This window comes from Paracoccus mangrovi, assembly GCF_042648425.1.
Lineage (GTDB): Bacteria > Pseudomonadota > Alphaproteobacteria > Rhodobacterales > Rhodobacteraceae > Paracoccus > Paracoccus mangrovi.
On sequence record NZ_JBHRXJ010000001.1, the window covers coordinates 17,875 to 32,461 of the forward strand.

The 14,587-nt window shown below is 64.1% G+C and carries 11 protein-coding genes; all 11 read right to left on the reverse strand.

The features are described 5' to 3' along the window. Window position 1: 1 nt before the first annotated feature. Window positions 2-772 carry an L-iditol 2-dehydrogenase gene (locus ACFOMH_RS00100; protein WP_374421730.1) on the reverse strand — a complete coding sequence of 257 codons (771 nt, stop codon included), beginning with the start codon at window positions 770-772 and terminating at the stop codon, window positions 2-4. Beyond that, window positions 769-1,767, reverse strand: a complete 999-nt coding sequence (locus ACFOMH_RS00105) for an ABC transporter ATP-binding protein (RefSeq protein ID WP_374421729.1) — start codon at window positions 1,765-1,767, stop codon at window positions 769-771. Before ACFOMH_RS00105 ends, ACFOMH_RS00100 begins: the two co-directional genes overlap by 4 nt. Before the next feature lie 7 nt (window positions 1,768-1,774). Next, window positions 1,775-2,605: a carbohydrate ABC transporter permease gene (locus ACFOMH_RS00110; protein WP_374421728.1), complete on the reverse strand. Its 831-nt coding sequence runs from the start codon at window positions 2,603-2,605 to the stop codon at window positions 1,775-1,777. Window positions 2,606-2,622: 17 nt separating this feature from the next. Then, entirely contained in the window at window positions 2,623-3,495 is an 873-nt protein-coding gene (locus ACFOMH_RS00115) for a carbohydrate ABC transporter permease (protein ID WP_374421727.1), read from the reverse strand. Between the two features lie 83 nt (window positions 3,496-3,578). Further along, entirely contained in the window at window positions 3,579-4,883 is a 1,305-nt protein-coding gene (locus tag ACFOMH_RS00120) for an ABC transporter substrate-binding protein (RefSeq protein ID WP_374421726.1), read from the reverse strand. Between the two features lie 119 nt (window positions 4,884-5,002). After that, window positions 5,003-6,028, reverse strand: a complete 1,026-nt coding sequence (locus ACFOMH_RS00125; RefSeq protein WP_377741826.1) for a LacI family DNA-binding transcriptional regulator — start codon at window positions 6,026-6,028, stop codon at window positions 5,003-5,005. A 313-nt stretch (window positions 6,029-6,341) separates the two neighbouring features. Continuing rightward, entirely contained in the window at window positions 6,342-7,973 is a 1,632-nt protein-coding gene (locus tag ACFOMH_RS00130; RefSeq protein WP_374421723.1) for an alpha-D-glucose phosphate-specific phosphoglucomutase, read from the reverse strand. Beyond that, window positions 7,970-9,817: a 4-alpha-glucanotransferase gene (gene malQ / locus ACFOMH_RS00135; RefSeq protein ID WP_377741827.1), complete on the reverse strand. Its 1,848-nt coding sequence runs from the start codon at window positions 9,815-9,817 to the stop codon at window positions 7,970-7,972. Before malQ ends, ACFOMH_RS00130 begins: the two co-directional genes overlap by 4 nt. Next, entirely contained in the window at window positions 9,810-11,906 is a 2,097-nt protein-coding gene (glgX, locus tag ACFOMH_RS00140; RefSeq protein ID WP_377741829.1) for a glycogen debranching protein GlgX, read from the reverse strand. Before glgX ends, malQ begins: the two co-directional genes overlap by 8 nt. Then, window positions 11,906-13,318 (reverse strand): glycogen synthase GlgA, encoded by a 1,413-nt coding sequence (gene glgA, locus ACFOMH_RS00145; RefSeq protein WP_377741831.1) that lies wholly within the window; start codon window positions 13,316-13,318, stop codon window positions 11,906-11,908. Before glgA ends, glgX begins: the two co-directional genes overlap by 1 nt. After that, window positions 13,315-14,580 (reverse strand): glucose-1-phosphate adenylyltransferase, encoded by a 1,266-nt coding sequence (gene glgC / locus ACFOMH_RS00150; protein WP_374421718.1) that lies wholly within the window; start codon window positions 14,578-14,580, stop codon window positions 13,315-13,317. The genes glgA and glgC overlap by 4 nt, the downstream gene beginning before the upstream one ends. Window positions 14,581-14,587 lie beyond the last annotated feature (7 nt).

Below are 14,587 nucleotides of genomic sequence, written 5' to 3' on the forward strand. Positions count from 1 at the left end.
ATCATGCCAACCAGTTTCCGCCATCGACGCCAAAACACTGCGCGACGACATATTCCGCCTCGGGCGTGGCCAGAAAGATCGCCATACCCGTCAGATCCCCGGCCACGCCCATGCGGCCAAAGGGCACGGCCGCACCGACCATGCGTTTCTTTTCGCCGGGCTTCAGCCCCTCGAAACGGGCGAAATGCTCGTCCACCATGTCCCAATGTTCACCATCGACCACGCCGGGCGCGATGGCGTTCACATTGATACCATGGCGGATCAGCCCCAGCCCGGCGCTTTGGGTCATGCTGATGACGGCGGCCTTGCTGGCGCAATAGACCGCGACCAGCGGCTCGCCCCGCCGGCCGGCCTGACTGGCCATATTGATGATCTTGCCGCCCTTGCCGCGCGCGATCATGTGGCGCGCGGCGGTCTGCATGCACAGAAACGTACCGGTCAGGTTCACCGCCATGACGCGGTCGTAATCGGCCCGGGCGATATCCTCGAAGGGCGCGGCGGTAAACAGCGCCGCGTTGTTGATCAGGATATCCAGATGCCCCAGCTGGCCGATGGCCTCGGCAAAGCCGGCATCGACGCTGTCCTGGCGGGTGACGTCCATCTGGACCGCGACGGCCTGATCGCCGAGGCTGCCGGCGGCGGCGCGCACCGCATCGGCATTGATGTCGGCCAGCGCCACCCGCGCCCCTTCGGCGATATAGGCGCGGGCGAATTCCAGCCCGATCCCGCGCGCGGCGCCGGTGATCAGCGCCGTCTTGCCTTGCAATCTCATTTCAGTGCCTTTCCGTCCTCGGCAAAGCGATAGATGCGGTCGGGACGCGGTTGCAGGCGCACGGTATCCCCGTGGCCCAGCCGCATTTCGCCGCTGACGCGCACGGTCATTTCGCCGACATCGCGGGTATCCACCTTGAGAAAGGTGTCCGATCCCAGATGTTCGGCCAGAATGACCCTGCCTTCCCAGATGCCGTCCGGGGTCACGTCGACATGCTCGGGCCGGACGCCGATGGTCGCCGCACCGTGCCGCGCGGCATGTTCGCCGGTGACGAAGTTCATCTTGGGACTGCCGATGAAGCCCGCGACGAAAAGGTTCGCCGGCTCGTTATACAGTTCCAGCGGGCTGCCCACCTGTTCGACCCGGCCGGCCTGCAACACCACGATCTTGTCGGCCATGGTCATCGCCTCGACCTGGTCATGGGTGACATAGATCATCGTGGTTTTCAGGTTGTGATGCAGCTCGGTGATTTCCTGACGCATGGTGACGCGCAGCGCCGCATCAAGGTTCGACAGCGGTTCATCGAACAGGAACGCCGCCGGCTCGCGCACGATGGCGCGGCCGATGGCCACGCGCTGACGCTGACCGCCCGAAAGCTGGCCCGGGCGCCGGTCCAGATAATTCGTCAGGTTCAGGATCCGGGCCGCATTCTCGACCTTGGCGGTCTGATCGGCATCCGACATGCCCGCCATTTTCAGCGGGAATGCGATATTCTTGCGAACCGACATATGCGGGTAAAGCGCATAGGACTGGAACACCATGGCCAGACCGCGTTCGGCGGGGGCGGCATTCGTCGCCTCGCGCCCGTCGATTTCGATCTTGCCCGAGGTGATGTCCTCAAGCCCCGCGATCAACCGCAAGAGCGTGGACTTGCCACAGCCCGAGGGACCGACAAAGACGACGAATTCGCCATCGTTGATCTGAAGGTCGATGCCGGGAATGACCTCGGCCTCGCCGAAGGCCTTGCGCACTTTGGTAAGGGTGATTTGTCCCATGTCTACCTCACTTCACCGCGCCGAAGGTCAGGCCGCGGACGAGTTGTTTCTGGCTGAACCAGCCAAGGATCAGGATCGGCGCGATGGCCATGGTCGATGCCGCCGAAAGCTTCGCGTAAAACAGCCCCTCGGGACTGGAATAGCTGGCGATGAACTGGGTCAGCGGCGCCGCCTTCGAGGTGGTCAGCTGAAGCGTCCAGAACGCCTCGTTCCAGGCCAGGATGACGTTGAGAAGCATGGTCGAGGCAATGCCCGGCACCGCCATCGGCGTCAGCACATAAAGGATTTCGTTCTTCAGGCTGGCGCCGTCCATCCGCGACGCTTCCAGAATCTCGGACGGGATTTCGCGGAAATAGGTGTAAAGCATCCAGATCACGATCGGCAGGTTGATCAACGTCATGATCACCGTCAGCCCGATGCGCGTGTCCAAAAGCCCGAAATCGCGAAACAGCAGATAGATCGGGATCAGAACGCCCACCGCCGGCATCATCTTGGTCGACAGCATCCACATCAGCAGATCCTTGGTCCGCTTGCCCGGCTGAAAGGCCATGGCCCATGCCGCCGGGATCGCGATGATCAGCGCGATGATCGTCGAACCCACCGAGATGATGACCGAGTTCATGAAATGCCCGGCATAGTTCGAGCGGCTCTGCACCTCGGCATAGCTTGCCGTGGTCCAGGGCGCGGACAGAACCTCGAGCGGGGTCTTGATCGCGTCGCCTTCGGTCTTGAAGCTCAGGATGATGGTCCACAGGATCGGCAGAAAGATCAGAAAGCCGATCGTCCAGGCCGCGATGGTCACCACCATGCGCTGGGTTTGCGAGGTCTTGCGTGCCATAGGCTTGTCCCTCCCCCTCAGGCGTCCAGGTTCTTGCCGATCATCCGCATCAGGAAGATCGCCACGATATTGGCCAGAATGACCGCGATGATGCCACCTGCCGAACCGCCACCCACGTCAAAGGACAAAAGCGACTGCTGATAGACAAGATATGGCAGGTTGGTCGAGGCATTGCCCGGGCCGCCATTGGTGGTCACCAGAATCTCGGCAAAGACCGAGAGCAGGAAAATCGTCTGGATCAGGATCACCACCGTGATCGAGCGCGTCAGATGCGGCAGCGTCAGGTGGTAAAAGCGGCTCATCCAGCCCGCGCCGTCCATCTCGGCCGCCTCCATCTGCTCGCTGTCCAGCGATTGCAGCGCGGTCAGAAGGATCAGCGTGGCAAAGGGCAACCAGCTCCAGGCGACGATCAGGATGATCGAGCCAAGCGGCATCTGCGCGAAAAAGTCGAATGGCTGCATCCCCAGCGCCTTGGCGATATGGGCGAACATGCCGTTGACCGGGTTCATGAAGAAGTTCTTCCAGACCAGCGCCGACACCGTGGGCATGACGAAGAAGGGCGCGATCACCATGACCCGCACGATCCCCTGTCCGAAAAACGGCTGGTTGAGCAAAAGCGCCAACAGGATGCCGCCGATCACGGTGATGCACAGCACCCCCAGAACCAGCATGAGCGTGTTTTTCAATGCCACCCAGAACGAGGCCTGGGTCACGAAATAATAATAGTTGTCGAAGCCGGTCCAGCTTTCCATGCCCGGCATCAGAAGGTTGTAACGAAGGAAACTGAAATAAATGGTCATGCCCAGCGGAACGATCATCCACAACAAAAGCAGAATGACCGCGGGCGAGACCATCAGGCGCGCAAGCGCGCGCGAATGCGCGGTAGCCATGCGTAACTCCTATGACACAGATGGTCGGCGCTTCTCGCCAAAGCCGGGGGCGGATGGCCCGCCCCCGGAATGTGCTTTCGCACTTACTTGATGTAACCCGAACGGGTCATTTCCGTGGTCGCATAGGCTTGCGAAGCCTGAAGCGCGGCATCGACCGTCGTCTGGCCGGCAAGCGCCGCCGCGATCTGCTGGCCGACAAAGGTGCCGATGCCCTGGAATTCGGGGATCGCCACATATTGGATGCCGGTATAGGGGACCGGGTCCTTGGTCGGCTTGGCCGGATCGGCGGACTGGATCGCGTCCAGCACGGTTGCGGCAAAGGGCGCGGCCTTTTGATATTCAGGCAGCGCATAGGTGGACAGGCGCGTGCCCGGCGGCACCGCGACCCAGCCGTCCTTTTCGCCGACAAGCTTGATGTAATCCTTCGAGGTTGCCCAGTTGATGAAGGATTTCGCCGCCTCGGCCTTGGTCGAGCTCGCCGGGATCGCCAGCGACCAGGCCCAGAACCAGGCCGAGCCTTCGGGGCTGGTGGCCTGGGGCGCGGCGGTGAAGGACACCTTGTCCGAAACCTGGCTTTGGTTCGGGTCATAGACGCGCCCGGCCGACGAGGTCGCGTCGATCCAGATCGCGCATTTGCCGGTCTGGAACAGCGAAAGGTTCTCGTTATAGCCGTTGTTCACGGCACCGGGCGGGCCGTATTTGGTCATCGCATCGACATACCAGTTGATCGCGGTCTTCCAGGCTTCGCTCTCGATCTGGGGCTTCCAGTCCATGTCGAACCACTGTCCGCCATTGGTGTTCACCAATGTGCCGAGGAAGGCCATGTTTTCGCCCCAGCCGGGTTTGCCGCGCAAACAGATGCCGTATTGTTCCTTGGACTTGTCGGTCAGCTTTTCGGCGAAACCGGCGATATCGGCATAGGTCGGCTGTTCGGGCATGGTCAGGCCGGCCGCGTCGAACAGATCCTTGCGATACATGGTGAACGAGCTTTCGGCATAGAACGGCACCGCCATCAGCTTGCCATCGGCCGAAAGCCCCGCCGCCACCGACGGGATCAGGTCGGGATAGTCATACCCCTCGCCCAGATCGTCCAGCGGCAAAAGCCAGCCCGCCTTGCCCCAGATCGGCGCCTCATACGAGCCGATGGTCATCACGTCGAACTGTCCGCCCTTGGTCGCGATGTCCGTGGTGACGCGCTGGCGCAGGACGTTTTCTTCCAGGATGACCCAGTTGATCTTGTTGCCGGTGGCCTTTTCCCATTCCGGCGACAGTTTCTGCATGATGATCATGTCGCCGTTGTTCACGGTCGCAATAGTCAGTTCTTCGGCCTGCGCCGCGCTGGCAAGCGCCATCGCCGTCGCGGCAAGCAACGTCAGCTTCAGTTTCATCCGACTCCTCCCTCGGTGCACTGTTTACGCTAACAACAGTTAATTCGCCCCCCGAAGAGATGTCAACGAGATTTTTACGCGCGGAAATTTATTTCTGCGATGCAGAAAGTTTCCGCGCGTCAGGCCGAGGCGCGCAGGACCAGCTTGCCCTCGATCTGTTCGCGGCGCCCCGGCATGCCCGCGCCGCCCTCGATCATGTCAAACAGGATCGCAAGGCTGGTATCGGCAATCCCTTGAAAGTTCTGGGCCACCGTGGTCAGGGCGGGCGTGGTGAAACGCGCCATCGGATGGTCGTCATGACCGGCGACGCGCAGCGCGAAACCGGGTCCGCGCCCGATGCGCAGCCCCTTGTCATAGGCGGCGGCGATCAAGCCGATGGCGACGCGATCATTGGCACAAAGCGCCGTCATGGTGGGCAATGCCCGCCGCTCGATCAGCTGCGATCCGATTCGGAACCCCGCCTCTTCGAAATCCCAGCCATCCTCGGGGGTGTGGATGACCTGGGGTTGCAGGGCCTGTGCCTCCATCGCGCGGATATAGGCGTCGCGGCGCTCTTCGCGATTGCTGTTCGAGGTCGGAAGATCCACAAAGAACGGCGGCTCTCCGCTGCGGCACAGATAATCGACGATCACCCCGATGCTTTGGAAATTATCTGTTCCGACAAAGGCTTGCGGACCATTGAGATGGCTGTCAAAGGTCACGGTCGGCACATCGTCCGAGAATTTGTGCAGCCGCTCGACATTCGAGGCCGCCCCCAGCGGCGCGATCAGCGCACCGCCGATGCGCATCGAATGAAGCAGATCCAGCACCCCCAATTCACGTTCGGGATCGCCATGAGAGCTCAGCACGACGGCGCGGTATCCGGCCTGAAAACAGCTTTGCTCGATCTGGCGGACGACCTCGGCAAAAAACGGGTCCAGGGCATGGGGAACGATCACCCCGATGCTGCGCGTGGCCTTGCGATTCTGGTTGATGGCATAAAGATTCGGCCGATAGTCATATTTGGCGATGGCATGTTCGATGCGCTCGCGCGTGGAGGGACGCACGCTTGTCGGATCGTTGAAATATTTCGAGACCGTCGGCCGCGAGATCCCGCTGGCGGCCGAGAACTCTTCCATATTGCGGATCTTATGGTCTTCCATCATCCTGCCCTGAACGAGTGACTGGAGCTTGGCGTCGACGCGAGGCCTTGAAACAAACCATTTAACGCGCGTAAAAATAATTCTTGACACTATTTCCGAGTTCGGAACAGCGGTCAAGCAGTTCTTTACCGATTCCGATCCCCCGAAACGGCACCATTCCGCCACCGAAAGGACCGGCATCGACCGGCCGGATCCGCCCCCCGTTCGACCCTTTCCGCAACGCCCCCAAAGATCGAACCCTGCCCCCTTTTCATGACAAAGCCGCCCGGCCATGGCGGGCCGGGCGGCGTCTTCTGCTGTCGATGCGGTAACCGGTTCAGGTGATCACATCGGGCGCGTCGCGTCCCGTGCGTTCGCGAATGCCGGCGATCTGGTCGGCGGCGGCGATGATCCCGGCCAGCGCCTGTTGCGGATCGTCCTGCATCCGGGCGGGGTCGGTTTCGACCCGTTCCAGATAGACCCGCAGCGTCGCGCCCTCGGTCCCCGTGCCGGAAAGGCGCAGCACGATGCGCCCCCCGCCCTCGGTCATCACCCGCAGCCCCTGGGCCGCGCTGTGCGAGCCATCGACCGGATCGTCATAGGCGAATTCATCCGCCGCCTCGATCCGCAGGCCGGCGACGGTCTGACCCGGCAGATCGCCAAGACGTGCGCGCAACGCATCGACCAGCCCGTTCGCGGCGGCCGAATCCACCGCCTCGTAATCATGGCGGGAATAATAGTTGCGGCCATATTTCGCCCAGTGATCGGCCATGATCCGGGCCACCGGCTCGGCCCGTTCGGCCAGCACGTTCAACCAGAAAAGCACCGCCCAAAGCCCGTCCTTTTCGCGCACATGGTCCGACCCGGTGCCGGCGCTTTCCTCGCCGCACAGCGTGGCGCGCCCGGCATCCAGCAGATTGCCAAAGAATTTCCACCCCGTCGGGGTTTCATAGCAGGCAATGCCCAGGCTTTCGGCCACCCGGTCCAGCGCCTTCGAGGTCGGCATCGAGCGCGCCACCCCCTTAAGCCCGTCAGCATAGCCCGGCACAAGCCGCGCATTCGCCGCCAGCACCGCAAGACTGTCCGAAGGCGTCACATAGGCGCCGCGCCCCACGATCATGTTGCGGTCGCCATCCCCGTCCGAGGCCGCGCCGAAATCCGGGGCGTCCGGGCCAAACATCGCATCCATCAGATCCTTGGCCCAGATCGGGTTCGGATCCGGGTGACCGCCGCCGAAATCGGGGCTGGGCACGGCATTGACGACCGAACCCGCGGGCGCGCCAAGCTCGCCTTCGAGAATGGCCTTGGCATAGGGGCCGGTCACCGCATGCATGGCGTCGAAACGGATGCGAAAGCCGCCGGCAAACAGCGCCCGGATCTTTTCGAAATCAAAGATCTGGCGCATCAGATCGGCATAATCGGCAACCGGATCGACGACCTCGATCTGCATGTCGCCCAGCTGGCGCAGCCCCGGCGTCGACAGATCGACATCCTGCGCCTCATAAATCAGGTATTCGCCGATATCGCGGGTCGCCTGAAAGATCTTCTCGGTCACGCCCTCAGGGGCGGGGCCGCCATTGGCCATGTTGTACTTGACCCCGAAATCCTCATGCGGGCCGCCGGGATTGTGGCTGGCGGACATGATGATGCCGCCATCGGCCCCGCGCTTGCGGATCAGGTTCGAGGCGGCGGGCGTCGACAAAAGCGCGTTCTGCCCGACGATGACCTTTTTCGCGCCGCTGGCCGCCGCCATGCGCAGGATCACCTGCGCCGCGCGGTCGTTGAAATAGCGCCCGTCGCCGCCCAGCACATAGGTCTTGCCCGCCGCGCCGCCGGTGCCGTTCCAGATCGCCTGGACGAAATTTTCCAGGTAATGCGGCTGCATGAAGACCGGGGTCTTCTTGCGCAGGCCCGAAGTGCCGGGCTTCTGGCCCTCGATGGGGGTGGTGGGAATTTTCAGAATGCTCATCTTCCCGTCTCCTGACGATCGTTGTCACGCATAATGTCGGCGGTGCGCCGGGTGGCGGGCAGCCGCGCAATATCGGCCGCCGCAACCGGCAGGCGCAGCTGCCAGTTCGGATATTCGGTAACGGTTCCGGGCAGGTTCGGTTGCCCGACCATGTCCAGCAGGATCTCGGCCTGCAACGCGACCAGCCGCGCAGGCGTCCGCGCCAGAAAGCCGTGCAGCGCGTCCATGTCGTCATCGGGCAAAAGCACGTCGAGCGCGGCGATTTCGACCGCACGTTCGGCATGGGCGCTTTCGATATCGGCCGCGCCCTGTCCCGAAATGGCGGCCCGGGCGTCGATATCGGCCCCCTGTCGCCAGCCCCGCCATGTCGGCAGGTCATGGGTCGAAAAGCTGGCGATGGCGGCACGATCGTAATCGGCGGCCGCGCGAAAGACCGGCGGCTGCCAATCGGTCCGTTCAAACATCGCCACGCGGCATCCCAGCACCCCAGACTGTGCCAGAAGCGCCTGCAATCCCTCGGGAATATTGCCCAGATCCTCGCCGATGATGACGGCATTGCCGGCACGGGCGGCCTCGATCCGGGCGACGGCGAACATCGCCTCGCTGGGCATGCGGATATAGGCGCCGGGGGCGCCATCGGGCACCCAGAAGGCGCGCTCGAAGCCGATGATATGATCGATGCGCAGGGCGCCGGCGAATTGCAGCTGTCGGCGCAGGGTCTCGGCCAGCGGCGCATAGGCGCGCGCGCGCAGCGCCAGCGGGTTCAGCGGCGCGAGGTTCCAGTTCTGTCCATCCGGGCCAAAGGCGTCTGGCGGCGCGCCCAACGAAGCACCGCGCACGAAACTGTCGCGATCCTCCCAGGTTTCGGCACCAAAGGGGTGGGTCCCGACCGCCAGATCCAGATAGAGCCCATGGCGCATGCCGGCCGCGCGGGCCGCATTGCCCGCACGGGTCAGTGCCGCCTCGGCCCGCCATTGCAGCCAGGCGTGAAAGCGCATTTCCGCGCCCAGCTCGCGCCGCGCGGCGATGGCGGCGGGCAGATCGGGCGATTGCAGCTCTGTCGGCCAATCGTTCCAGAACGGGCCGTGCCGCGCCGAAAGCGCCTGATGCAGGACAAAGCGTTCCAGGCTTTCGCCCTGTTCCGCGCGCCAGCGATCAAACCCCGCATCCCCGGGGAAAGCGGCATATTCGGCCTGCAATACCGCCATCCGCGCAGGGATGTCGCGGACATAATCGACCAGCGGGCCGGGACTGCCCTCGCCAGCGGCAAGGTGGATCACATTCAGCCGCCGCCGATGCGAGGGGGTATAGGGGCTGAAGAGTTCGGGCCGGGTTGGAAAGCCCGCATGCACCGGGTTGATGCCGATGAAATCCGCACCCGCCTGTCCCATGCCGGCCGCAAGCTCGCCCAGATCGTCATAGCTGCCGATCCCCCGCGCCGCGAGACCGTAAAGCGGCGCCACCAGACCCCAGCAGCGCGCGGGTTCCGGCAGGCGCGGCGGCGCGGCCAGAAGCGTATAGACCAGCCCGCAGGCCCGCAGCCGGTGAATGCCCAGAGGCAGCGGCGGCAAGGCCCCCTCGCCCGTCATTTCCTCACCGGTTTCCAGCACCAGCGTCCAGGGCGTATCGCGGAAATCATGGTCGGGCGCGGCCCCGGCCTCGCAGATAAGGTCGATGGGCAGGCCGGCCTCGATCACCTCGGGACGGGCGTCGGGGGCCACGCCCATCGCCGCCAGAAGCGCCTCGGCGGTCTCGACCGAGGTCTCGCGCCATGTGCCGGTCAGGTCGCGAAACCCGGGCAGCACCCCCATGCGCGTGGCAAGAGCAAGGCGCGGATCAGTCATTGGCGCGCTCCAGCTCTAGCATCTGCACGGATTGCGCGGCCACGGCGACGCTGCCGCCGGTGACGATGCCGGGCGCGCGCGCGGGCCGGTCGGTGTCGATATGGCGCCGCCAGAGCCAACCCGAGGGCGCCGCCGGCAGCGTCACCTCAAGCGGCGCGGCGCCACCGTTAAAGACCATGAACAGCGCCTCTTCGCGCTGCGCATAAGCGGGCGTCCCCGAGGCGATGCGCATTTCGACACAGATCACCCGCAGATCCGGCTCGGCCCAGTCGGCGGGCGTCATCGGCGCGCCGTCGGGCCGCCACCAGAAGAGATCGCCCAAGCCGTCGACCAGACGCGGCCGCGAATGCAGGAAACGTTTCTGGCGCAGGATCGGATGGTCGCGGCGCAGGGCGATCAGGCGGCAGACAAAGTCCAGAAATCCGGGATCCGCCCCCTGCCAGTCGACCCAGCCGATGGGATTGTCCTGGCAATAGGCATTGTTGTTGCCCGATTGCGAATTGCCCAGCTCATCCCCGGCCAAAAGCATCGGCGTGCCTTGCGAAAACAACAGCGTCGCCAGCATGTTGCGCCGCCGCCGGGCGCGCGCTTCACGGATGGCGGGGTCGGTGGCCGGCCCCTCGACCCCCATATTGTCCGAGAAGTTTTCGCTATGGCCGTCGCGATTGCCCTCGCCATTGGCGTCATTGTGTTTTTCGCTATAGCTGACCGTATCCATCAGCGTGAAACCGTCATGCGCGGTCAGAAAATTGACCGAGGATGTGGCCGGGCGCCCGGAATGGTCGAATTGCCGGGCCGAGCCGGTCAGCCGGTCGGCCAGTTCGGAAATCTGGCCGTCATCACCGCGCCAGAAGCGGCGGATACCGTCACGATACTTGTCGTTCCATTCCAGAAATGGCGGCGGAAACGCCCCCAGCTGATAGCCACCCGGCCCGATATCCCAGGGCTCGGCGATCAGCTTGACCCGGGTCAGCACCGGGTCCTGCCGGATCGCGTCAAAGAACGAGGCGCTGCTGGAAAAGCCGCCCCTTACCCGCCGGCCCAGCGTCGCCGCCAGGTCAAAGCGGAAACCGTCGACATGCATCACCTCGACCCAATAGCGCAGGCTGTCCATGACCATGCGCAGGACCATCGGGTGGTTCAGGTTCAGCGTATTACCGGTGCCGGTGTCGTTGATGTAATAGCGCGGATCGTCGGCCAGCCGGTAATAGCTGCGATTGTCGAGGCCCCGGAACGACAGCGTCGGCCCCATCTGGTTGCCTTCGCAGGTGTGGTTATAGACCACGTCCAGAATGACCTCGATCCCGGCGGCATGCAGCCGCGCGACCATGTGCTGGAACTCGGCGATCTGGCCATGGGCCAGATAGCGCGGATCGGGGGCGAAAAAGCCCAGCGTCTGATAGCCCCAGAAATTCACCAGCCCCTTTTCGACCAGAAAGCGGTCGTTGAGGAATGCCTGCACCGGCAAAAGCTCGATCGCGGTGATGCCCAGCTTTTGCAGATGTTCCAGCATCGGATCCGAGGCCAGTCCCAGAAAGCTGCCGGGATTGGGCACTTTGGGATGCTGCTGGGTCAGGCCTTTGACATGCGCCTCATAGATGATCGACTGCGAGACCGAGCGCCGGGGCGGCTGGTCGGCGCCCCATGAAAATGCCGGATCCTCGACCACGGCGCGCGGCATATAGCGGGCGCTGTCGCGGCGGTCCATCGACAGATCCGCCTCGGGCGCGCCGACCGTATAGCCCATCAGCGCGTCGTGCCAGACCGGATGCCCGGTCAGCCGCTTGGCATAGGGATCGAGCAGCAGCTTGTGATAATTGAACCGATGACCCTCGGCCGGGGCATAGGGGCCATCGGCGCGATAACCGTAAAGCTGGCCGGGCCGCAGCCCCGACACATAGCCGTGCCAGACATCGCCATCGCGTTCCGGCAGGTCGATCCGGTGGGTTTCCGTCTGGCCGTCGGGCGTGAACAGGCACAGCGTCACCTTGCGCGCATGCACCGAGAAAACGGCGAAGTTGACACCTTCGCCGTCAAAGCTGGCGCCGAGGGGATCGGCGCGGCCGGCAGTAATCGTCCAGTTGGTCATCAGGCAGTCGTCATCGAATTGAACAGATCGGCATAGGCTTTCGCCGAGGCATCCCAGCCCACCGGCTGGGCCATGGCATTGGCGACCATGCCCTGCCACAGCTCGGGCTGGCGATAAAGCGCAACCAGCCGTTCCAGCGTCCGCGCCAGCGCCTGCGCGGTCACCGGATGAAATTGCAGCCCCGTGGCCACCCCCGCCCCCATCGCCGCCGCCGAGGCATTGATGACCGTATCGGCCAGCCCGCCGGTCAGCGACACCACCGGCAGCGTGCCATAGCGCAGCCCGTACATCTGCGTCAGCCCGCAGGGTTCAAAGCGCGACGGCACAAGGATGGCGTCGCCGCCTTCGATCATGCGATGCGCCAGGGCCTCGTCATAGCCGATGCGCAGCGCGACCCCGGTGGGATTGCGTTCGGCCGCCGCGCGCAGCGCCGCCTCAAGCGCGGGATCGCCCGCGCCCAGCACCGCAAGCTGGCCGCCATTTTCGATCAGCGCCGGCAATGCCTCGATCAGAAGGTCCAGCCCCTTTTGTTCGGACAGGCGCGAAATGACGACGCAAAGCGGCCCCGCCGCCTCGGGCAGGCCGAATTCGGCGCGCAGCGCGGCGCGGGCGCGGGCCTTGCCCTTGGTGTCGCTATAGGGCGGCGTCCATGTCTTGAGGTCGATCCCGTTCAGGATGCCGATGAAATCGGCGCCGCGATCGGCCAGCACCCCCTCCATCCCCATGCCGAATTCGGGGGTCATCAGCTCTTCGGCATAGGTCGGGCTGACGGTCGAAACCTTGTCGGCGAACACGATCCCCGCCTTCAGCGCGCTGATGCGGCCCCAATATTCAAAGCCCTGGGGCGTGAAGAGATGCGCCGGCAATTGCAGCGCGCCCAGCATATGCGCCGGCGCCAGCCCCTGAAAGGCGACGTTGTGGATGGTCAGCAGCGTGCGCACATCCCGCACGCCCAGCTGGCGCAGATAGACCGGCGCCAGCCCCGCCTGCCAGTCATGCAGATGCAGGACCTGCGGGCGCCAGCCCTCGATCCCGTCGCGGGCGATGATCGCGGCGGCCCGGTCCAGCGCCGCGAAGCGCTGGGGATTGTCGGGCCAGTCCTTGCCGTCCGGGCCCAGATAGGGGCCGCCGTCGCGGTCGAACAGATGCGGCGCATCAAGGAGATAAAGCGCCGTTTCGCCCAATGCGGCGCGGCGGATGCGGGCCGGGCCGCCGAACAGATCGCCCAGCTCGGCCACCACCGGCGCCGCCGTTCCCTGCGCCGCCATCACCCCGCGGTAACCCGGCAGCAATGTCCGCATGCCGACCCCATGCGGGGCCAGCGCGGCCGGCAGCGCGCCCGCCACATCCGCCAGCCCGCCGGTCTTGATCAGCGGGACGCATTCCGAGGCGACGGACAGAACCCTTGTCATAAAGACGCTTCCCTTCGATTCAGCATCTCTTGCGTGATCAATGTGATGCCGCCTTCGGTGACGCGGAACCATTTCGCATCCTCTGCCGGGTCCTCGCCGACGACAAGCCCTTCGGGGATATGGACGCCCCGGTCGATCACCACATTTTTCAGCCGCGCATGGCGCGCGACATTCACATAGGGCAGGACGACGGCGCCGTCGAGACTGGCGAAAGAGTTGGTCTTGACCTGCGTGAACAACAGCGACTGGCGGATGTCGGTCCCCGAGATGATGCAGCCCCCCGAGACCATCGAGCTGACGGCATGGCCGCGCCGTTCGGGTTCGTCATGGATGAATTTGGCCGGCGGCACCGATTCCGAATAGGTCCAGATCGGCCAGTCGCGATCCCACAGGTCCAGATCCGGGGTGAAATCGGTCAGGTCCAGATTGGCCTTCCAGAAGGCATCGACCGTGCCCACATCGCGCCAATAGGCCGGCGCCTCGGGGGATGAGCGCACGCAGCTGTCGGTAAAGCGATGCGCCTGCGCCTTGCCGTTCCTGACGATCTCGGGGATCAGGTCATTGCCGAAATCATGGCTGGAATTGCTGTCCTCCATGTCGCGGATCAGCAGGTCGCGCAGGAAATCCCATTTGAAGACATAGATCCCCATCGAGGCCAGCGTGACGTTCGGATCCTCGGGCGTGCCGGGCGGATCGGCGGGCTTTTCCAGAAAGCTGGTGATGCGGTCGTTGGCATCCACCGCCATGACCCCAAAGGCCGAGGCCTCGGCCCGCGGCACGGTCAGACAGCCGATGGTCACATCCGCGCCCGTGTCGACATGCTGGCGGATCATCAGCTCGTAATCCATCTTGTAGATGTGATCGCCGGCCAGGATCAGCACATATTCGACCCGATAGCTGTCGATGATGTCGATATTCTGGGCCACCGCATCGGCGGTGCCGCGATACCACATCGCCTCGTCATAGCGTTGGGACGCGGGCAGGATGTCCAGAAACTCGTTGCGCTCGGCGCGGAAAAAGCTCCAGCCGCGCTGGACATGGCGGATCAGCGAATGCGCCTTGTATTGCGTGGCCAGCGCCATCTTGCGGATGCCCGAATTCAGCGCATTCGACAGCGCAAAGTCGATGATCCGCGACTTGCCGCCGAAATAGACCGCCGGCTTCACACGCCGGTCGGTCAGTTCCTTCAGGCGCGAACCGCGCCCGCCGGCAAGCACGAAGGCCATGGTGCGGCCGGAAAGTCGTTCATTCCGAGGTGCCATTTTCCCC